Source organism: Flavobacterium sp. (genome assembly GCF_027531705.1).
GTDB lineage: Bacteria > Bacteroidota > Bacteroidia > Flavobacteriales > Flavobacteriaceae > Flavobacterium.
On sequence record NZ_JAPZSP010000038.1, the window covers coordinates 1 to 22,665 of the forward strand.

Genomic DNA, 22,665 nt, shown 5'->3' on the forward strand with positions numbered 1-22,665 from the left:
CCAACACTACCATCCGACTCTAATCCGGGAGTTTTGTCAGCTGCTTTTAACTCTAATCCGACACCTATTTTACTATCATCTTGATTAAATATAGAGCCGAAAACATCACTTACTTTATCGTATAACAAGTCTTTTCCAACAGTTGAACTACTAATAACAGCTTCTTCACTCAAGAAACTTCCTGTAGATAATAATACAATGGCTTGTTTCTGACGTACATCTTTATCGTCAAGTTTGGTTTGAATCTCTGATTTTAATACTGAACTTACTGTTGGAAAATCAATTTTAAAATCGGGCTCAGGGCTACTTAAATTTCCTGTTATACCAATAACAACTTCAACAGGAACTTTTCTATTATAACTTGAATTAGAAACTAATAATGATGGATTGGCTGTTGTTTTATAAACGGCTTCAAGATTAAGAGTTGCTCGCATTGGATCGCCTTCCCAAGTAATAGAACCACCTTTTTTAACATCAAATTTTTTATTGATTATTCCACCATATTTAAAGTTATAAGAACCTTCATATGCTTGAAAATCGCCCCACATATTAAATTTTCCTAATGTGTTTATTTTGAATAAAAGCGAACCATATCCTTTACCTTTCATTCCATGACCAGAATTTCTATCAAGAATTACTTCAATTTCGGCATCTGGTGTAATATCAAAATCGAAATCTAATTCTAATCCATTGTAATTTTTGGTTGAGGCAATCCCTTTTCCTATATTAAATTTTTCTTCTGGTGTTACAAAATGAATGTAATTACTCTCAGCTGTTCCTTCGCTATCATTGATTGGAATTTTAATAGCCGTTCCTTTTTTTGATTTAGCATTTACCGAAATTAAAAGTCCACTTGTTGGCCCTTTTATAGTTGCACTTCCATCAATAAAAGCAAGTCCGTAATAAGCAGCCTCTTCGCTATCTTTAGTATCAAGTGCAAGAATATTATCAGAACTGAGATTCAAATCTAATTTCCAATCACCAAAATCTTTGTGTTCAATTGTTCCAAAAATTGAACCTTCAGTATTATATTTTGTGTCTTTAAGAATTGTGTTTCTAACTATAAATTTAGTTTTGGTTACATCTACAATAGATTTATCCTTAATTTCATAATCGACATTTAGATACGGAACACCGATTCCTGCTTTATCTACAAATAGCCTTCCATTGATATCTAAGTTGTTTAAATCGCCACCAATACTAGCTTTTCCAGAAGCAAACCCGCGAATATTTGATAAAACATCGCCACCAAGTGAACTCAGCACACCAAGATTAAAATCTTCAAAATTCAAATCTAAATTCAAATTAGATTGTTTGTTGACAACATCAATTGTTCCATTAGCAGAAAAAGATTCTACATTTTTGTTTTCGATAGAAGATTTTATAGCAAATTTTTCAAAAGTGTCATCACCTTCAATATCTAGAACAAGATTTCCCAATTCAATCTTATTCAAGGATAAATCTTCAATTCGCAAAGCAGAAGTTGGTTTATATATACCATTATCTTGCTCGACTTTTATATCACCATTAAGTAACCCTCTAAAATCAAATTTGGTCACGGTCGGAAATATTTTATTTATTTCAACATTTGCAAAACTCAATTCTAAATCCTTGTCATCGCTTCCATTTAATATACCTGCTAAATGTATTTTCTGATTTTCGTGTGACATAATTACATCATCAATACTAAAATCTTTAAATTTTTTATCAAAAGTTATAGTGTTTTTCTCATCATCATTTTCGTTTAAAAACCATAAATAATCCTTAAACATTAATTCAGATTTCTGTATTCCAACTACGTTCATTTTATCTTTGTTGATAGTGTGAAATAAGTTCAAGTTGTAAAAATCTTGCCCTTTTTCGCCACCTTTAAACTCAGAACGAACAAACAAAGTATCTTTTGTAGTAACATTTATCAAACTAAAATCTCTGACTTTGTATCGTTTGGTTTTTATACTGTCAAGTGTAACATAAGTGTTAAACAAAGGGTTTTTGTTATCAACTTCAATTTGAATGTTGTCAAAATAATTATCGTAAACTTTTATGGAAGGCGATTTAAAATTCAATTTGAACTCATTGTCATCAGAATTCATTAATCCTTTAAAATTGGTGTTTTCTCCAATAGAAACACCTGGATAAAACAATTCTACTATCTTATTATTTACAACAAAATCGAACTTGAGAAATTGTCCTTTTTTGATTTTATTGGGCGAATAATTGGTGTACAAACTTCCAAGAGAATTTTCTAGCATTTTTTGCAACAAATTCACTTGAAATTTCCCAACCACTTTTCCATTGATAATGTCTGGAGAATTTATCGTTATAGTTCGAGTATTATCGGCTTCAAAGCTTGAATTAATTGTGAAATCATCAAAGTAATATGTGTTCTTATTATTTTGATAAGAAGTTTCATTTATGAAAATTGTCCCTTTTAAATTATCCAAATTTGTACCTGAAACTTTCATTGTAACATCGCCTTTAAAAATGGCAGTAGTGTCTTTTACAAAATTCAATTTAATCAAATTGGCATAATCAACTTTGGTATGAAAATCGTAAACCAAATCTTTTTTGCCAATATTAACCAAACCTTCAAAATCCATGAATAAATTGGGATCATTTATAAAAACTTTTCCTTTAAAAATAGGTTTTTTGAACGAACCATCAACAATGATTTTAGTATAATTATAATTATTGTAATTAACTTTGAAAATATCGCCTGAAAATTTAGTGTCAAGGTATTTTTCGGTAAATCCTTTTCCATCAACATCAACGTCTAAGCTCACTTTTCCTACATCTTTTCGGTTTAAAAAGCTACCAATATTAAAATCTTCTAAAACAATATTTCCGTTGTACTTAGCATTGTCAATATTATCGATATTAGACATCACTAATTTTGATTTTACATTTCCTAAAACCGTTTTTAAGTAAAAATCGGCATCAATGGTTTTGGTGGTAATTTCGGCATCACCATCCAAATTAAATTTTCCTAATTTCTTGAGTGAACTTGGTAATTTTTTTCCTAAAACATTGGGTAAAGTTGCTATCAAATCATCATAACTTGAAGCCACTTTATCAAAAGAACCTTTCATATAAAACTCTTGCCCGTTTTTGCCAAAAAGATTTCTGAAATTAACATCGCCGATAATTTGAGAATTATTTGAGTCTATCAAAACCAAATTTTTCGCAACAAAATCATTCAGCGTTCCTTTGATATCAGCATTTATATTATATTTTCTATCTTTTCCAAGCTCTTTATAAAAATGTCTAATATCATTAGTTGACAACGATGCTGAATCTAATTCAATATCAAAAAGAACTTTATTGTTAAAGTCTGCAAAGTCTTTTCGTTCATAACTCAAAGTAACTTTTCCTTTAACCAAAGATTCTTCCGTTGTTAAATCTAATTTATCAAGAATAATGTTTTTCTTGGTATAAGTAAATTTTGAAGAAAGATTTTTTACATCCAAACCGCGATGGTCTAAAAGCGACATTTTATCAATGTTTAAGGTAACATCTGGTCCATAAATTTGAAAATCGCTCAAAGAAGCATTAAGATTTTTTATATCCAAATCTTTTGGGTTTTCTCTATTTTCATCTGTTAGAATAAATCTTCCATTAGTGATATATGCTTTATTGGCTTTCATCAAAAACTTCTTAGTTGATGGTTTTCCAGTATCAAATGAAGCAATAAAAACATCAAGATTGTTGTCTTTTTCACCTTTGTAATTCTTCATATTAAAAACCAAACCATCTAATTTTAGATCTCCAAAGAACAAATCGGCATCAAGAAGTCTCTTTACGTCTAATATATTAGTGTTTATTGTTTTAGCATAAATAAGTGTGTCTTTATGATGGTCGCGAATCATCACTTTTTTAAGTTTGACACCACCAAAAACAGTTATAGCAACTTCATCAATTTGAATATTAGTTTTGTAGTCTTTATTAATTCTTTCGGTAAGTTGTTTAGCAAAATAGGTTTGCACTTTTGGCATTGTCAAAGCAATACCAAAAAGTAATAAAAGCAACAAAAGTACCAATAGGGAACGTAGCAGTATTTTTCCGAATTTTTTGATAATGTTTGCTTTTAAATTTATCTGAAATTTATTTAAGATTTTTTGAACAAATTAGCTTAAATAAAATATTTACTTTTGTAAACGTTGTAAAAATAATTTTTTTAGAACGAATTGTCAAATATAACTCAAAATTCGTGCCTTTTCATGCAAAATAAGTCAGTTTTTATTCTAGCCATAGAAAGTTCTTGTGATGATACAGCGGCGGCTGTCTTACATAATGATAAAGTATTGTCTAATGTTGTAGCTAATCAGCTAATTCATCAACAATATGGTGGTGTTATTCCGGAGCTTGCATCCAGAGCGCATCAACAAAATATTGTTCCAGTAATAGATGCAGCTTTGAAAAAAGCTGGCGTAAAAAAAGAGCAATTAAACGCAATAGCTTTTACTCAAGGTCCAGGATTAATGGGTTCATTGCTTGTTGGTAGTTCATTTGCAAAATCATTGGCAATGTCCTTACAAATTCCGTTAATTGCTGTAAATCACATGCATGCACATATTTTGGCGCATTATATTGATGAAGATGGTTATGACAAACCTACTTTTCCATTTTTAGCATTGACAATTTCTGGTGGTCATACACAAATTGTAAAAGTGAATGCTTTTTTCGATTTGGAAATAATTGGAGAAACAACCGACGATGCAGTTGGAGAAGCTTTTGATAAAAGTGCCAAAATACTAGGTCTTCCCTATCCAGGCGGTCCATTGATTGACAAATATGCGCAACTAGGAAATCCAAAAGCTTTTAGTTTTACCAAACCTAAAGTTCCAAATTTAGATTTTAGTTTTTCTGGTTTGAAAACGCAAATTTTGTATTTTATTCAAAAGAAAGTGGATGAAAACCCCAATTTTATTGATGAAAATTTGAATGACATTTGTGCTTCAATTCAGAATATTATTATTGAAATTTTGATGGATAAATTAAAATTAGCTATAGCATCAACAGGAATAAATCAAATTGCAATTGGTGGTGGTGTTTCTGCCAATTCTGGAATAAGAAAAACATTGAAAGAAGCTGAAGCAAAATACGGTTGGAAAACATTTGTACCAAAATTTGAATACACAACTGACAATGCTGCTATGATAGGAATTGTAGGTTATCAAAAATACCTATCAGAACATTTTGAAACACAAAACGTAATTTCTAAAGCTCGGATTGAATTTTAGTTTTATTATCTAAAAATTACGATAATACTATTAGAATTTACAATAATTTAATAATTTTTATACACAATTAACAATCATTCATTTGCATGAATCATTTATAATCGTATTTTTGCGATAAATAATTGAATTATGGGAATAACAAAAAAAATAGGTTTTCAGGATAATATCAATGAAATTGCTGAGATTTTCAAAGCATTAGGACATCCAGCAAGACTGCAAATACTGAAAATACTTCTAGCAAAAAAAGCTTGTACATGTGGAACAATCGTAGATGAATTGCCGCTTGCACAATCAACAGTTTCTAAACATTTATTGGAACTTAAAAAAGTAAATTTGGTTGCATTAAAAACACAAGGCAAAAAGACAATTTATTGTCTAATTGATGAAAACTTGAATTTTACCAAAGAGTTTCTAACCAATCATATCAACGAAAATAAAAAAGATTTGCTAGAGGTTAATTTGATAAAAACAACTGGTGTTTCTAAGATTAAAAGTCATGTTAGAAGATCAAATCCATCTTTAAAAGATCACAATTATTCATTTGAACATCTAACTTTGAAAAAAGAAGATAAATAGAATTATATACACCCAAAAATGCAATTATTTTACGACGCTACTATCAATGAAAATTTGAATTCTTTTATATTTGATAAAGAAGAAAGCAAACATATTATTAAAGTTCTACGCAAAAAAGAAAACGATATTTTATTTGTTACCAATGGTTTAGGTCATTTATTCAAAACTGAAATAACATTGGCATCTGATTCTAAATGCACTGTTAGAATTTTATCTGTTGAAAAAGCAGAAAAATCGAGTTATCAATTGCATTTAGCGGTTGCTCCAACCAAAATGAACGACCGATATGAGTGGTTTCTTGAAAAAGCAACTGAAATTGGTATAAGCGAAATTACACCTATTATTTGTGATCATTCCGAAAGAAAAGTTGTTAAAACAGATCGATTTGACAAAATCATTCTTGCTGCCATGAAACAATCTAACCAATTGTTTTTGCCAAAATTAAACGAACCGATTGCTCTTAAAGATTTCTTGAAAAAAGAGTTTAATTGCACAAAATATATAGCTCATTGCGAAGAAACTTCAAAAAAAACATTGAAAAAATCTATAAAACCATCGACTGATATACTAATGCTAATTGGTCCTGAAGGTGATTTTTCTGAAAAAGAAATAAAATTGGCTTTAGAGAATAATTATATTCCTGTATCTTTGGGCAATACAAGATTACGAACAGAAACAGCAGCTATTGTGGCTTGTCATAGCGTTGCTTTTATAAATGAATAAAAAGAATTAAGTTATGAAAAAAATTTTACTATCATTTCTATTATTTCCAAGCCTGTTTATTGCACAGGTAACAGGTAGTGCAACAGTTACAATAGATACACCTGCTCCAATCTGTAATATCGGCGATAGTGTATTTTTGGATGCAAATTACATTCAAAGTAAAGCAACTGATAGTTATACGGTAAGTTCAATTCCTTTTACAAATTTATTTTCCTATACCAGCTCAAATATAATTCCAAATAACCCAAGTGGTTTTAATGATGATTATTGGACTTCACCTATTAGCTTACCTTTTGAATTTAGTTTTTATGGAAATTGTTATACTTCACTAATGATTGGTACAAATGGAGTAATAACTTTTGATTCAACAAATCAAACACCTTTTGGAATTTGTCCATTTGTCTATGATTTATCAATCCCTAACACAAATTTTCCTGTTTTGAATGCTATATATGGAGTATTTCAAGATTTGAATTATAGTAATAGTTCTCCAACACAAAGTATTAATTATTATAGTGTTGGCACAGCACCTAATAGAATTTTTGTTATTAATTATCATGAAATGCCTCATTATTTCAATCAGTCAAATAACTTTCAAAGTTCTCAGATTGTTTTATATGAAACTACTAATATCATTGATGTAAATGTGAAGAAAAGAACACCCAATGATGCTTGGAATTTAGGACGAGGTGTAATCGGTATTCAAAACCAAGCTGGAACTAGTGCTTATTTTCCTCTAGGAAGAAATACAGGAAACTGGTCAGCTACTAATGAATCTTGGCGGTTTACACCAAATGGAGCTCTAACTTCGCAATTTGTATGGAAGAAAAATGGAGTTGTAATTAGTAATCAAAACCCAATAACAGTAAACTATACTCAACCAAATGATGTTTACCAAGCAAGTGTTAGTTATAATGGATGTACGACAGCAATATCCGAAAGCTCAGTGACTTTAAATTTGATTTCACAGCCTGCTTATGGAGCGCCAATTAATATTTCAGAATGTCTAACTGTTCCTGAACTTCTAATTGCTAACTTGACTATTAATGAACCTATAATTTTGAATGGTATCACAAATCCAAGTGATTTCGGATTTAGCTATCATACGACTTTAGTAGATGCAATGCTTGGTAGTAATCCAATTTTATTTCCTCAAGCTTATGCTCCACAATCAAATCCAGAAACTATTTATGTAGAGATTCTTGATTATAACACAGGTTGTTATCAAATAAAAACGTTCACAGTAGAATCAAATTATGTGAGCATGCCAACAGGAAACTCAAACCAAAATTTCACACAAGGTCAAACTTTGCAAAACTTGGTTATAAACGGAACAAATGTTCAATGGTATGCTAATCAATTAATTGGCACAACTTTACCACTAACAACTCCTTTAGTTGATGGAACCACTTATCATGCTACTCAAACTATCAATGGTTGCGAAAGCCCTGAAAGATTTGCAGTTACAGCCCATTTAACCCTTTTAAATGATACTTTTTCATTTGAAAACCTGAAGATTCAACCAAATCCTGTGACTGATATTTTTACTGTTTCTAACCAAAATAATTTAAACTTAGTAGAAGTTTATAACACTATTGGACAAACAATTATTTATAAAAAAGTAAATGATAATCAAGTGAAATTAGATTTATCTAACTATAATTCTGGCGTTTATTTTGTCAAAGTTTATTCTGAAAATCAAAATAAAACTATAAAAATCATTAAGAATTAATCTTTATGAAGAAACTATTTTTTGTATTTTTTCTTATTACAAATCTTTCTTATGCTCAAGAAATTGCCTTATTAAAATATAGTGGCGGTGGCGATTGGTATGCAAATCCGACTTCGTTGCCCAACTTGATTAAATATTGCAATCAAAATATTAATACTAAAATAAAAACGAAACCTTCAACTGTTGAACCAAGTAGTCCTGACTTGTTTTCGTATCCTTTTGTTCATATGACAGGTCACGGAAATGTTGTCTTTAGTGATTCTGATGCTTCAAATCTAAGAAATTATATGATTTCTGGTGGCTTTTTGCATATTGATGACAATTACGGAATGGATGAATTTATTAGAAAGGAAATAAAAAAAATATTTCCGAATAATTATTTAGTTGAAATTCCTGCCAATCATGCCATTTTTCAAAAACCTAACACTTTCTCGGGTGGAATTCCAAAAATTCATGAACACGATGGTAAACGACCACAAGCGCTTGGCGTTTTTATAGAATCTAGATTGGTTTTACTTTATACTTATGAAACCGATTTGGGTGATGGTTGGGAAGATCAAGAAGTTCACAATAATCCAATTGAAGTAAGAACAAAAGCTTTGAAAATGGGTGCAAATATCATAAATTATATCTTTAATAATTAATTTGGGTTTTGAATAATTCATTATTAAATACTGAAATTCAGCAATTTATTGAAGATAATCTGCAAACTCCAGTTCTCAAATTAGCTTTGCAAAAAAATCCATTTCCTGAAGTTGATTGGATTGAAATTTTAAACCAAATTAGTTGCAAATCAAAAGCTAAAGATAAACTTCCAACATTTTATCAGACTAAAAATATTCTTTATCCAAGCAAAATTTCGTTAGAGCAAACTTCTTCAGAACAAACAGCTAATTATAAGTCGGAATTGGTTTCTGGGAAAAATCTAATTGATTTAACGGGTGGATTTGGTGTTGACGATTATTTTTTCTCTAAAAAAGTTACTAAAATAGTTCACTGCGAACTAAATGAAGAACTTTCTCAAATTGTAAAACATAATTTTGAACAATTAAAGGTAGAAAATTCAGATTTCTATTTTGGTGATAGTTATGAAATTTTACAAAATTTGAATCAAAAATTCGATTGGATTTATATTGATCCTTCCAGAAGAAATGATGCCAAAGGAAAAGTCTTTATGTTAAAAGATTGCTTGCCAAATGTTCCTGATTTATTGGATTTTTATTTGGAATATTCAAACAATATTTTGATAAAAACAGCCCCAATTTTAGATATTTCAGCAGGATTATCTGAATTGAAAAATGTAAAAGAAATCCACATTGTCGCTGTAGAAAATGAAGTCAAGGAATTGCTTTGGATTATTGAAAAAAACTACTCAAAAGAAATTGAAATCAAAACCATTAACTTCAACAAAGAGGCAATTGAAAGATTTGATTTTCAATATGATTCAGGCTCTTATGCAAGTATTGGTTTACCCCAAAAATATCTTTACGAACCAAATAGTGCTATCATGAAATCTGGTGGTTTTAATGAAATTCGCAGTGCTTTTCCAGTTGAAAAATTGCACCAACATTCACATCTTTATACTTCAAATACTCAGATTGAATTTCCTGGCAGAATTTTTGAGATTGAAAATTGTTTTTCATATTCTAAAAATGATATGAAAGTGTTTATAGAAAAAACAAAAGCAAATATTACAACTCGAAATTTTCCTGAAACTGTTGAAGTAATTCGCAAAAAATGGAAAATAAAAGATGGCGGAAATCGCTATTGTTTTTTCACAACCGATTTAAATAACAATAAAATAGTTTTACTTTGCAAAAAATTATAATTTACAACATGAGATCAAAATTAGTTCTATTCTTTTTATTTGTTACCTCTGCTCTATTAGCCCAAAAACCTTGCGAATTCACAACAGACGTTAAAGATTCTATTGGAACATATAAATCAACAAAAGAATATTTGGTTTACGAAAAGAACTTTGGTGGAAAATCAAGTTATATTTTCAATTCGCTTGCTATAACTGATGGTGTTCCGTCGCTAAACGTTCAATTTATCGAGAAAAGTTACGATTTTATTAAAGCCAAATGTTTTGACAAAACGTCAAGATTATATATTCAGCTTAATAATGGAAAAATTGTTACCTTAATTCACGCTGAGCAAGATAATTGTGGCAATATGATTCGTGATGATAAAGGAATGAATAATAGAATCTTAACTGGATATTTTTTATTTAGAAAAGATGATTTTCAAGCATTAAAAGAATCTGGAATATCCTACATCAGAATTAAATTTTCAACTGATACAGAAGATTATATAATGAAAAAAGAATTTACTGCCGAATTAGATTCTCAAATTTACAAGCCTGAAAGTTATTTTCTAGATTATTTTCATTGTATCGAAGAAAATTAATTGCATTTCCATTTAAAATTTGAAAGTGGCTCTTTTTTAGAATTATTTAAGTTGTAATGCCACCATTCACTTTCAAAAAGTTGAAAATTAGATTTTGTCATGATTTTTCGTAAAAGCTTTCTGTTTTTTTTCTGAATATCAGTTAAATTTTCATAGGAATGAGCGGCTTCTATTCCGAAATGATCAAATGTCGTTCCCATGTCTAATTCGTTTCCATTGCTATCAACCAAAGTAATATCAACTGCTCCACCTCTATTATGAATAGAACCTTTCTCAGGATTTGCAACATATTTCGGATTGGAAACAATTGTCCACATTTTCTTTTGAATATCTAAAGGTCGATAACAGTCAAACAACTTGATTTTGTAACCTTTTTTAATGAATTTTTTATTGGCTTCAATCAATGAAGTAATGGTTTTTAATCTCAAATAACAATCTCCACAATCATAAACCTTTTCTTTTAAAAAATTTGAATCTGTCGCGTATTTCATATCGTAAACAAAATCTGAACTATAATCTTTAAGATTTACAAAAATTGTGTCCGTTTGAGAATATAAAAATGATGAAACGTAAAAACAAATAAAAAAAAGGAGATTTTTCATAATTTATTGTTTAAAACAAAAAAACTCGTTGAAAATCAACGAGTTTTTTTAGTGATCCCAGAAGGATTCGAACCTTCGACCTACGCATTAGAAGTGCGTTGCTCTATCCAGCTGAGCTATGGAACCATTTTTAATAGTAACTATTAAAAGTCGGGGTGGCAGGATTCGAACCTGCGGCCTCCTGCTCCCAAAGCAGGCGCGATAACCGGGCTACGCTACACCCCGAAAACAAAAAAGCGGAGAGTAAGGGATTCGAACCCTTGGTACAGTTTCCCATACGCATGTTTAGCAAACATGTCCTTTCGGCCACTCAGGCAACTCTCCAAATTCAATATATAATATAAGAACTTTTCTCTTTAAGCGGTTGCAAATGTAACGTTTCAATATAATATTTACAACAATTTAGATGCTTTTTTTAAATAATAAAATAACATTTTTTTAAACTAACTATAAATCAATATAATATAAAAAAAATACTTTGTCTTCAATAATTTAATTATGAAAAATTCATATAAAAATGGTTTTAAATTAAAAAATAGTAAATTTGCAATTCAAACAAACAATCTTTATTTATGATACTTATTGGTTTTCACGAAATCGAAATAGTATTATAACACACAAAATATCTTAAACATGAAAAAAGTTGTAATCGTTTCGGCAGCAAGAACTCCAATTGGAAGTTTTATGGGTGCATTATCTACCGTAACAGCTCCACATCTTGGTGCTGCTGCTATAAAAGGCGCTTTAGAAAAAATTAACCTAGATGTAAATTTAGTTGATGAAGTAATAATGGGTAACGTTATTCAAGCAGGTGTTGGACAAGCTCCTGCAAGACAAGCTGCTCTTTATGCTGGACTTCCAAACTCAGTTATAGCTACAACAGTTAATAAAGTTTGTGCTTCTGGAATGAAAGCGGTTATGCAAGGTGCACAAGCTATTATGGCTGGCGATGCTGAAATTATTGTAGCGGGCGGAATGGAAAACATGAGTTTGATTCCTCATTATGTACACATGAGAAATGGTGTGAAATTTGGGCCAACTTCAATGCTTGACGGAATGCAAAAAGATGGCTTAGTCGATGCTTATGATAACAATGCTATGGGCGTTAGTGCTGATTTATGCGCTTCTGAATATAAAATTACAAGAGAAGCTCAGGATGCTTTTGCCATTCAATCATATAAGCGTTCTGCAAAAGCTTGGGAAGCTGGAAAATTTGAAAATGAAGTTGTACCAGTTGCTGTTCCACAAAGACGTGGTGAACCTATTATGGTTACTAAAGATGAAGAATTTACAAATGTAAAATTGGATAAAATCCCAACATTAAATGCTGTTTTTACTAAAGATGGGACTGTTACTGCTGCCAATGCTTCAACTATTAATGACGGTGCTGCTGCAGTTGTAATTATGAGCGAAGAAAAAGCACAATCTTTAGGATTAAAACCTTTGGCTTATATAAAAAGCTATGCAGATGCTGCTCAAGAACCAAAATGGTTTACAACTGCACCAGCTAAAGCATTGCCAAAAGCATTAGCAAAAGTTGGTCTTACAGTAAAAGATGTTGATTTCTTTGAATTCAATGAAGCTTTTTCAGTTGTTGGTTTGGCAAATGCACAAATTCTCGGATTAGATAATGATAAAATAAATGTAAACGGTGGTGCCGTTTCACTTGGCCATCCGCTAGGCTGCTCAGGTGTTAGAATTATTGTAACCCTAATCAATGTATTAGAACAAAATAATGCCAAAATTGGTGCTGCAGCTATATGTAACGGTGGTGGCGGTGCTTCTGCTATTGTGATTGAGAGAGCTTAATTAGTAAAATCAATATTGATAACTGAAAAATAAGTAAATGTTCGGAATTTGTAATCTTGCTATTATTCCTCTGCGAATTGAACCCAGCGATAGAAGCGAAATTGTTTCTCAAATTTTATTTGGAGAGCATTTTGAAGTTCTTGAACAGCAAAAGCAATGGGCAAAAATCAAATTGCAATATGATGAATACGAAGGTTGGGTAGATTCCAAACAGTTTCAAATTATTTCTGAAGCTGATTATCAGCAACTATCAAGTGATGCTGTTATTTTGAATTCAGATTTGATAGAATATATAACGGGTCCAAATAATTTATTGATTCCTATTCCGCTTGGAGCTTCACTTTCGTTTTTGAGCCATAACGAAATTAATACTCAAAATTATGATTTTGAAGGTTTAAAAATTAGTGGCCAAAAACCAAAATCAAATTTGATAAACACCGCTTTCATGTATTTGAATTCACCTTATTTATGGGGTGGAAAAACTCCATTCGGAATTGATTGCTCTGGTTTTACACAAATGGTTTATAAACTCAATGGTTATAGATTATTACGAGATGCTTCACAGCAAGCCACTCAAGGAGAAGCGTTAAGTTTTATTGAAGAAAGTGAACCTGGAGATTTAGCTTTTTTTGACAATGAAGAAGGAAATATTATCCATGTTGGAATTATTATGGATGACAATTATATTATTCACGCAAGTGGAAAAGTACGAATTGACCGTTTAGATCATCTTGGAATTTACAATGCCGAAATCAATAAACATACACATAAGCTGAGAGTTATTAAAAAAATTATATAACTAAAAAAGGTTCACAAAACGTGAACCTTTTTTTGTGATTTATAAAAATATTATTTTCCTAATTTAGCTTTAAGCGCTTTTTTCTCAGCAGTCATTTCTAAAGCACCATACACATTTAAAAGTGTTGCAGAAACATCTTCATTTGCAGGGTTTAATTGATAAGCTTTTTCTAAATAAGGTAAAGCTTCTTTGAAAACTCCTTCTCTTTTTGATTTAAGAACTTCATAACGTTTGTTATCTTTTTCAGAAGTTCCTAATTTGTTCATTTCGTCAATGATAGTTTTTTCACCATCTAATTTTAAGATAGCTAAATTCAAGTAAGCATTTGTATAATCAGGTTTGATAGCAATTGCTCTTTTGTAGTAAGCCTCAGCATCAGCACCATTTGTTTTCGAAGAAATTACTCCTAAGTTATATAACAAATCTGCATCGTTAGGATTTTTTTCCAAAACTTCTGTAACGATTTTTTTGTACATAGTGTAATCTTCTAATTTCAAATACAAATCAGCTTCTGCCATTGCTAAAGATGTATCATCTGGATTAGCTGCTCTTGCTTCTGACAACGATTTTTTAGCTTCTTCATTTTTTCCTTGTTGTACATAAATCAAAGCGATGTTTTTGTAAATTTCACCTTTTTTTGATGGAATTTTTTCATCTCTTGGCTCTTTGTGCGATTTTAACATAACCATTTTATCTCTTTCAGCCTTTGTACCAAACATTTCTTCTTGGTCAGTAATCAAACTTTTAGCATAGTATGAAGTTCCTTCACCTGAATAATTTTTATTTTTTAATTCATTATAGTAAGCTAAAGAAGTTTCATAATCGCCACCATTTACAGCATAACTTGCAGCATAGTAAAGCTTTTCTAAGTCAGTTGTATCTAAATCATAAACTTGTTTAAGTAAAGCAGCAGCTTCTTTATAATTTTTTGCAGTTCCTTTTTCAACAGCGCTATTAACTAATTTATTTTTAATATCACTAATTGAAGTTGTAGCTTGCGAAGTATATTTAGATTTTCCAGTTGCTTTTTCGGCAGCTATTAAATCTTGAAATGCTTTTGCCGCCTCAGAAAGATTTTTTGATGTTTCAATGTTTTTGGTAGCTAAATCTAAAGCAATATTCCCTTTTACAAACAAAAACTGTGCTTTTTCAGCATCTGTTGCTGCTGTAAGTAATGGCTCGGCTTGTTGCAAAAGCGTTCTTGCTTCAGCTGCATTACCAGATTTTAGTGCTTTTTCAGCCGCTTTAATTTCATTTTTTTGAGCAAAATTGCTTACTGAAATCAATAATGCTGACGCTAGTAGTACATATTTACTTTTCATTTTTTAGTTTTTAATTTAAAATTTATAATGATACAAATCCCAATAGTAATCATTAGTATTGGAACTTGTATGGATTTAATTATTCATCGTCAGAATCGTCTTCTTCGGCGTCGTCACCTTCATCTTCTACATCATCATCTTCATCGTCGTCATCGTCATCTGCGACATCGTCATCTTCAAGAACTTCAAGAACTGGTTTCACTCTTTCGATTACAGCAGCTTCGATAACATTTCCATCTTCATCAACAATGACTTCTTCAACATCATCTTTCATAACTTTAGTTACGGCAGCGATAGCATCATTACCTTTAAGGTTGATTAATTTCACACCTTGAGTTGCTCGACCCATTACTCTTAAATCTTCAACCGCCATACGAATGGTCAATCCAGATTTGTTAATAATCATCAAGTCATCAGCATCAGTAACCGCGTTTATCGAAATTAATTTTCCTGTTTTTTCAGTAATATTTAATGTCTTAACACCTTTTCCTCCACGATTTGTAATTCTGTAATCTTCTAAACTTGAACGTTTTCCGTATCCGTTTTCGGCAACTACCAAAATTTCACTGTTCATGTCATTTACAGAAACCATGCCAATTACTTCATCCGTTTCGTCTTTCAAACGAATTCCACGAACTCCAGAAGCAGTTCTTCCCATTGGACGCGTTTTACTTTCTTCAAAACGAACCAATTTTCCAGATTTAACTGCTAAAATAATTTGACTATTTCCGTCTGTTAATTCAGCTGAAAGTAATTCGTCATTATCTTTAATAGTTATTGCAGCAACACCATTAACTCTTGGTTTAGAATATTTATCTAATGATGTTTTCTTAACCATACCGTTTTTGGTAACCATAATAAGGTTATGACTTGTTGTGTAATCTTTATCTTTTAAATCTTGCGTACAGATAAATGCTTTCACTTTATCATCACTTTCGATATTGATAAGGTTTTGCAATGCTCTTCCTTTGGCAGTTTTGCTTCCTTCTGGAATTTCATAAACGCGCATCCAAAAACATTTTCCTTTTTGAGTAAAGAACATCATATATTGGTGGTTGGTTGCCACGTACATGTTTTCTAAGAAATCTTGATCTCTAGTTCCTGCACTTTTTTGACCAACTCCACCTCTATTTTGTGTTTTGTATTCTGTTAATGGCGTTCTTTTGATATAACCAGCATGCGAAATGGTAATTACTACATTTTCATCGGCAATTAAATCCTCAATACTTACATCACCACCAGAATATTCAATTATAGAACGACGTTCATCGCCGTATTTATCTTTAATTTCGATTAATTCATCTTTAATCAATTGCATTCTAAGTTCTTTACTAGCTAATAATGCTTTCAAATGCTCAATTAATTTCATTATTTCTTCGTACTCAGCTCTTAACTTGTCTTGTTCTAAACCTGTTAACTGACGTAAACGCATTTCAACAATCGCTCTTGATTGAATATCAGACAATTTGAAACGCTCCATCAATTTTTCACGAGCTTCATCAGTGTTTTTAGAAGCACGAATTAACGCAATAACTTCGTCAATATTATCAGAAGCAATGATTAAACCTTCTAAAATATGCGCTCTTTCTTCAGCTTTTCTTAATTCATATTGTGTTCTACGAACTACTACATCGTGACGGTGTTCAACAAAATAGTGAATCAAATCTTTCAGATTCAACATTTGCGGTCTTCCTTTTACCAATGCAATATTGTTTACACTAAATGAAGATTGTAATTGAGTGTACTTATATAGAGTATTCAACACAACATTTGGCACAGCATCTCTTTTTAAGATATAAACGATACGCATACCATTTCTATCCGATTCATCACGGATATTGGCAATACCTTCTATTTTTTTATCATTGACTAAATCGGCTGTTTTTTTAATCATTTCAGCCTTATTCACTTGATATGGAATTTCAGTAACGATAATAGATTCGCGACCATCTACTTCTTCAAAACCTACTTTGGCACGCATTACAATACGACCACGACCTGTTTTGAATGCTTCGCGAACGCCTTCATAACCATATATTACACCGCCAGTAGGGAAATCTGGAGCTTTTATATGCGTCATTAATTCGTCTATTTCAATTTCTTCATTGTCGATGTAAGCTAAAGTTCCGTCAATAACTTCTGTCAAGTTATGAGGCGCCATATTGGTTGCCATACCTACTGCAATTCCAGATGCTCCATTAATAAGCAAATTAGGAACTCTTGTTGGCATAACCGTTGGCTCGTACAATGTATCGTCAAAGTTTAGTTTAAAATCAACTGTTTCTTTGTCGATATCTGCCATTATGTCTTCCGACATTTTTTTCATTCTTGCCTCGGTATATCGCATTGCAGCTGGACTATCACCATCTACAGAACCGAAGTTACCTTGACCGTCGATTAATAAATATCGTAAACTCCATTCTTGTGCCATACGAACCATAGCATCATACACAGAAGTATCACCATGCGGATGGTACTTACCTAGTACTTCTCCAACAATTCTAGCCGATTTTTTATGGGCAGTTCTTGAAGTTACTCCTAAATCATACATTCCATACAATACTCTACGATGTACAGGTTTTAATCCGTCACGTACATCTGGCAATGCTCTTGATACAATAACCGACATCGAATAATCGATGTAAGCTGATTTCATTTCGTCTTCTATGTTAATAGGAATTAACTTTTCTCCGTCAGACATATTATATAGTTAAATTAAAAAATTATTAGTAATTAAAAATCTTGCTAATATAAACCATTCAGGAATTTTTAGAAAGTAAATTGAATAGAATTTTCCTCAATTTATTAACAATATTGCATCCAAATTCAGTTAATAAGTTAATTGGTATTTAACTTTTATTTTTAAATATTTTTTTGTCAATTAGCTGACAAGAGTTTCTTGAGGAATGGTTTTTGCAATTCTCAAATAAAATCAATAAATTTACATTAGAAAAAAAGATAAAAATGGATGATAATTTTTCACCAAGAGTCAAGGATGTAATCACTTACAGTAAAGAAGAAGCCCTAAGATTAGGACACGACTTTATTGGAACTGAACATTTAATGCTCGGAATTTTGAGAGATGGAAATGGAAAAGCAATTTCAATTTTGAACAATTTGGCAGTAGATTTAGACCATTTGAGAAGAAAAGTTGAAGTTTTGAGTCCAGCCAATCCAAATATTTTGGTTAATAATGATAAAAAAAATCTTCATCTAACACGACAAGCTGAAAGAGCATTAAAGACAACTTTCTTGGAGGCAAAAGTCTTTCAAAGCACTTCTATCAGTACCGCACATTTATTATTGTGTATTCTAAGAAATGAAAACGATCCTACAACAAAGCTTTTGAATAAATTAAAAATTGATTACGATTTAGCTAAAGAACAATATTTGAATATGACACCAAGTGAAAATAATTTTATAGAAAACTTGCCTAGAAATGAATCTTATAACGAAGATTCAGGTCAAGATGACAGTTTAAAAGGCGATAGTTTTAACAACCCAGCCAATAAATCAAACAAAAAATCTAAAACACCAGTTTTAGATAACTTTGGTCGTGACTTAACAGAAATGGCGGAAGAAGGCAAACTCGATCCTGTTGTTGGTCGTGAAAAAGAGATTGAAAGAGTTTCTCAAATTTTGAGTAGAAGAAAGAAAAATAATCCTTTACTTATTGGTGAACCTGGAGTCGGAAAATCAGCAATTGCTGAAGGTTTGGCATTGCGAATTATCCAAAAGAAAGTTTCAAGAATTCTTTTCGGAAAAAGAGTTGTTACGCTTGATTTAGCGAGTTTAGTTGCTGGCACAAAATACCGTGGACAGTTTGAAGAACGCATGAAAGCTGTAATGAATGAATTGGAAAAAAACGACGACATCATTCTTTTTATTGATGAAATCCATACAATTGTTGGTGCTGGTGGCGCTACAGGTTCTTTAGATGCCTCCAACATGTTTAAACCTGCGTTAGCTCGTGGCGAAATACAATGTATTGGTGCCACAACATTAGACGAATACCGTCAATATATTGAAAAAGATGGCGCATTAGAAAGACGTTTTCAAAAAGTAATTGTAGAACCAACTTCGGTTGAAGAAACGATTACCATTTTGAATAATATCAAAAACAAATACGAAGACCACCACAATGTAACTTTTACAGATGAAGCAATCGAAGCCTGTGTAAAATTGACCGACAGATATATGTCTGAACGCTTTTTACCAGACAAAGCTATTGATGCTTTAGACGAAGCAGGTTCTCGTGTGCACATAACAAATATTGATGTTCCTAAACAAATTTTGGATTTAGAACGTCAGTTAGAAGAAGTTCGTGAACTTAAAAATTCGGTTGTAAAAAGACAGAAATATGAAGAAGCGGCTAAACTTCGTGATGATGAGAAAAAATTAGAAAAAGATCTTGCAATTGCTCAAGAACAATGGGAAGAAGATTCTAAAAATAATAGAATTCAAGTTACCGAAGACAATGTTGCTGATGTGGTTTCTATGATGACTGGAATTCCTGTTAATCGTATTGCACAAACCGAAAGTAACAAATTAGCTAAGCTGCCTGAACTTATTGAAAACAAAGTGATTGGTCAAAAAGATGCAGTTTTAAAAATTGCTCGTTCTATTCAAAGAAATCGTGCTGGATTGAAAGATCCAAATCGTCCAATTGGTTCGTTTATTTTCTTAGGTCAAACTGGTGTTGGTAAAACACAATTGGCAAAAGTATTAGCAAAAGAATTATTCGATTCTGAAGATGCGTTAATTCGTATTGACATGAGTGAATACATGGAAAAATTTGCTATTTCTCGTTTAATTGGTGCGCCTCCAGGATACGTTGGTTATGAAGAAGGCGGACAATTAACCGAAAAAGTTAGAAGAAAACCTTATTGCGTAGTGCTTTTAGACGAAATTGAAAAAGCGCATCCAGATGTTTTCAACATGATGTTGCAGGTTTTGGATGATGGTTATTTGACTGATAGTTTAGGTCGCAAAATCGATTTTAAAAACACCATTATCATCATGACATCTAATGTTGGTGCGCGTCAACTGAAAGATTTTGGTCAAGGTGTTGGATTTGGCACAGCTGCACGTATTGCAAATGCTGAGGATAATTCAAAAAGCATCATCGAAAATGCTTTGAAAAAAACATTCGCACCAGAGTTTTTAAATAGAATTGATGACGTTATTGTTTTCAATGCTTTAGAAAAAGAAGACATCAATTTGATTATCGAAATTGAATTGAAAAAATTATACGCTCGTGTTAAAGATTTAGGTTACAACCTTTCTTTATCTGATAAAGCAAAAGCATTTATTGCCGACAAAGGTTTTGATAAACAATTTGGTGCTCGTCCACTAAAAAGAGCTATTCAAAAATATGTTGAAGATGCACTTGCCGAAGAAATTATCACTTCCAAAATTGGTGCTGGTGACGAAATCTTTATGGATATTGAAGATGGCGCAGAAGAATTAACCGTTAAAATTTCAAAAGCTGAAAAACCAACCAGTTAATTCTAAATAAAAATGATTTATAAAATCCGTTTTGTGAAAGCAAAGCGGATTTTTTATTTTAAAATTATTTCACAAAACTTTATAATTTGCAAAAAAATTAACAACTCATATATTATTACTTTTACAAAAAAAAGAAATGCCTAGATTCGAGGAAAATAATTTACCAAAAGCAAAGCTAAATGCAAGTTCATTAAGCAAAGCAATTTTAATATTTAAATATTCAGATAATCACAAATGGAAATTCTATTTGGGATTATTTTTTCTTTTGCTAACAGGCGGAACAGCATTGGCTTTTCCTAAATTATTGGGAATGTTAGTCGATTGTGTCAATGCGAAAGATTTGGTGAAAGCCAAAAACATTGCGCTTGGACTAATGGGAATTTTGATGCTACAATCTTTCTTTTCGTTTTTTAGATTATCATTATTTATAAATTTTACTGAAAATACGCTGGCTAACATCCGATTGGCTTTGTATAGTAATTTGATAAAATTACCAATGACGTTTTTTTCTCAAAAAAGAGTTGGTGAATTAAATAGTCGAATTAGCTCTGATATTACCCAAATTCAAGATACTTTAACTTCAACCATAGCTGAATTTTTACGTCAATTTATTTTAATAATTGGCGGAATTATTTTCTTGGCAACTATAAGTCCAAAGTTGACTTTGATGATGCTTTCTATTGTTCCAGTAGTGGCTGTTGCTGCTGTTATTTTTGGCAGATTTATTAGAAAATATTCCAAAAAAGTTCAAGATCAAGTGGCAGAAAGTCAAGTGATTGTAGAAGAAACTTTGCAAGGAATTACAAATGTAAAAGCTTTCGCAAACGAATGGTACGAAATTGCAAGATACAAAGGCAAAATCCAAGAAATTGTAAAAATTGCTATCAAAGGTGGACAATATCGTGGTTATTTTGCATCGTTCATTATTTTCTGCTTGTTTGGCGCTATTGTTGCCGTAGTTTGGTATGGTGTAAGTTTGTGTATAAACGGCGAAATTAAAGGCGTTGGTGAATTGATTTCGTTTGTTTTATATTCGACTTTTATTGGTGCTTCGTTTGGTGGAATTGCCGAGTTATATGCTCAAATTCAAAAAGCGGTTGGTGCAACCGAAAGAGTTTTTGAACTTTTAGACGAAACGCCAGAAAATATAAACTCCAATCAAAATCAATCAACTGAAAAAATAAAAGGAAATGTAACTTTCAAAAATGTTGCTTTTCATTATCCATCTCGACCAGAAGTTCAAGTTTTGAAAGATGTTAGTTTTACTGCAAATTTTGGTCAAAAGATTGCGCTTGTTGGTCCAAGTGGTGCTGGTAAATCTACTATATCTTCGCTTCTATTGCGTTTTTATGATATTGAAAGTGGACAAATCTTAATCGATGATAAAAACATTTACGATTATGATTTAGAAAATCTTCGTGGTAACATGAGTATTGTTCCGCAAGATGTAATTTTATTTGGCGGAAGCATTAGAGAAAACATCGCCTACGGAAAACCAAATGCTACCGATGAAGAAATATTTTTAGCAGCCAAACAAGCCAACGCATTAGATTTCGTAAACGGATTTCCTGAAAAATTCGACACTTTGGTTGGAGAACGTGGAATAAAACTTTCTGGTGGACAACGTCAACGTATTGCAATAGCAAGAGCTTTGTTGAAAAATCCAAGTATTCTAATTTTGGACGAAGCAACCTCGTCATTAGATAGTGAAAGTGAAAAATTAGTACAAGAAGCTTTAGAAAATTTAATGGAAGGAAGAACGAGTATCATTATTGCACACCGACTTTCAACAATAAGAAGAGCCGATGCCATATTAGTTTTAAATGATGGAAAAATAGCCGAAAAAGGAACACACAAAGAACTACTCGAAATTGAAAATGGTATTTATAAGAATTTGAGTAATTTACAGTTTAGTGAATATTAGGTTTATGACCGCAAATTCGCA

15 protein-coding genes and 3 tRNA genes are annotated in these 22,665 nt (G+C 31.5%); 11 read left to right on the forward strand and 7 right to left on the reverse strand.

From position 1 onward, the window contains the following. A partial coding sequence (locus O9267_RS13050; RefSeq protein WP_298180271.1) for a translocation/assembly module TamB domain-containing protein occupies positions 1 to 3,983 on the reverse strand: 3,983 nt, incomplete at its 3' end. Positions 3,984 to 4,217: 234 nt separating this feature from the next. On the opposite strand from O9267_RS13050, the gene tsaD reads away from it, so the two are divergent. From tsaD to O9267_RS13085, 7 genes are all read left to right on the forward strand, one after another. After that, positions 4,218 to 5,240 carry a tRNA (adenosine(37)-N6)-threonylcarbamoyltransferase complex transferase subunit TsaD gene (gene tsaD, locus O9267_RS13055; RefSeq protein WP_298180273.1) on the forward strand — a complete coding sequence of 341 codons (1,023 nt, stop codon included), beginning with the start codon at positions 4,218 to 4,220 and terminating at the stop codon, positions 5,238 to 5,240. Positions 5,241 to 5,369: 129 nt separating this feature from the next. Then, positions 5,370 to 5,816, forward strand: a complete 447-nt coding sequence (locus O9267_RS13060) for a metalloregulator ArsR/SmtB family transcription factor (RefSeq protein ID WP_298180275.1) — start codon at positions 5,370 to 5,372, stop codon at positions 5,814 to 5,816. 18 nt (positions 5,817 to 5,834) lie between these two features. Continuing rightward, entirely contained in the window at positions 5,835 to 6,539 is a 705-nt protein-coding gene (locus tag O9267_RS13065; protein WP_298180277.1) for a 16S rRNA (uracil(1498)-N(3))-methyltransferase, read from the forward strand. Between the two features lie 13 nt (positions 6,540 to 6,552). After that, positions 6,553 to 8,271 carry a T9SS type A sorting domain-containing protein gene (locus O9267_RS13070; RefSeq protein ID WP_298180279.1) on the forward strand — a complete coding sequence of 573 codons (1,719 nt, stop codon included), beginning with the start codon at positions 6,553 to 6,555 and terminating at the stop codon, positions 8,269 to 8,271. Positions 8,272 to 8,276: 5 nt separating this feature from the next. Then, complete coding sequence (locus O9267_RS13075) at positions 8,277 to 8,915, forward strand: DUF4159 domain-containing protein (RefSeq protein ID WP_298180281.1); 639 nt, start codon at positions 8,277 to 8,279, stop codon at positions 8,913 to 8,915. Between the two features lie 8 nt (positions 8,916 to 8,923). After that, positions 8,924 to 10,099: an RsmD family RNA methyltransferase gene (locus tag O9267_RS13080; protein ID WP_298180282.1), complete on the forward strand. Its 1,176-nt coding sequence runs from the start codon at positions 8,924 to 8,926 to the stop codon at positions 10,097 to 10,099. 8 nt (positions 10,100 to 10,107) lie between these two features. Next, positions 10,108 to 10,680, forward strand: coding sequence for a hypothetical protein (locus O9267_RS13085; protein WP_298180284.1), 573 nt, complete (start codon positions 10,108 to 10,110; stop codon positions 10,678 to 10,680). Here O9267_RS13085 and O9267_RS13090 read toward each other — a convergent pair. The 4 genes from O9267_RS13090 to O9267_RS13105 all read right to left on the reverse strand — a co-directional run bounded on the left by O9267_RS13090 (position 10,677) and on the right by O9267_RS13105 (position 11,606). Beyond that, a complete protein-coding gene (locus O9267_RS13090; RefSeq protein ID WP_298180286.1) occupies positions 10,677 to 11,282 on the reverse strand; it encodes a M15 family metallopeptidase in 606 nt (201 codons plus the stop codon). The genes O9267_RS13085 and O9267_RS13090 overlap by 4 nt on opposite strands. Positions 11,283 to 11,334: 52 nt before the next feature. Continuing rightward, positions 11,335 to 11,408 (reverse strand) — tRNA-Arg (locus O9267_RS13095). Positions 11,409 to 11,432: 24 nt separating this feature from the next. Beyond that, positions 11,433 to 11,507, reverse strand: a tRNA-Pro gene (locus O9267_RS13100). 12 nt (positions 11,508 to 11,519) lie between these two features. Then, positions 11,520 to 11,606 (reverse strand) — tRNA-Ser (locus O9267_RS13105). Positions 11,607 to 11,915: 309 nt separating this feature from the next. Between O9267_RS13105 and O9267_RS13110 the strand changes: the two genes are divergently transcribed. Both O9267_RS13110 and O9267_RS13115 read left to right on the forward strand, forming a co-directional pair. After that, entirely contained in the window at positions 11,916 to 13,091 is a 1,176-nt protein-coding gene (locus tag O9267_RS13110; protein ID WP_298180287.1) for an acetyl-CoA C-acyltransferase, read from the forward strand. A 37-nt stretch (positions 13,092 to 13,128) separates the two neighbouring features. Next, positions 13,129 to 13,890 carry a C40 family peptidase gene (locus O9267_RS13115; RefSeq protein ID WP_298180288.1) on the forward strand — a complete coding sequence of 254 codons (762 nt, stop codon included), beginning with the start codon at positions 13,129 to 13,131 and terminating at the stop codon, positions 13,888 to 13,890. 50 nt (positions 13,891 to 13,940) lie between these two features. Here the strand turns inward: O9267_RS13115 and O9267_RS13120 are convergent, their stop codons facing one another. Together O9267_RS13120 and gyrA are read right to left on the reverse strand one after the other, a co-directional pair. Next, positions 13,941 to 15,212: a tetratricopeptide repeat protein gene (locus tag O9267_RS13120; protein ID WP_298180289.1), complete on the reverse strand. Its 1,272-nt coding sequence runs from the start codon at positions 15,210 to 15,212 to the stop codon at positions 13,941 to 13,943. Between the two features lie 79 nt (positions 15,213 to 15,291). After that, positions 15,292 to 17,913, reverse strand: coding sequence for a DNA gyrase subunit A (gyrA, locus tag O9267_RS13125; RefSeq protein ID WP_298180291.1), 2,622 nt, complete (start codon positions 17,911 to 17,913; stop codon positions 15,292 to 15,294). 263 nt (positions 17,914 to 18,176) lie between these two features. Between gyrA and O9267_RS13130 the strand changes: the two genes are divergently transcribed. Both O9267_RS13130 and O9267_RS13135 read left to right on the forward strand, forming a co-directional pair. Then, positions 18,177 to 20,720 (forward strand): ATP-dependent Clp protease ATP-binding subunit, encoded by a 2,544-nt coding sequence (locus O9267_RS13130; protein ID WP_298180293.1) that lies wholly within the window; start codon positions 18,177 to 18,179, stop codon positions 20,718 to 20,720. Positions 20,721 to 20,856: 136 nt separating this feature from the next. Beyond that, on the forward strand, positions 20,857 to 22,644 hold the full coding sequence (locus tag O9267_RS13135; protein WP_298180295.1) for an ABC transporter transmembrane domain-containing protein: 1,788 nt from the start codon (positions 20,857 to 20,859) through the stop codon (positions 22,642 to 22,644). Positions 22,645 to 22,665: the final 21 nt, after the last annotated feature.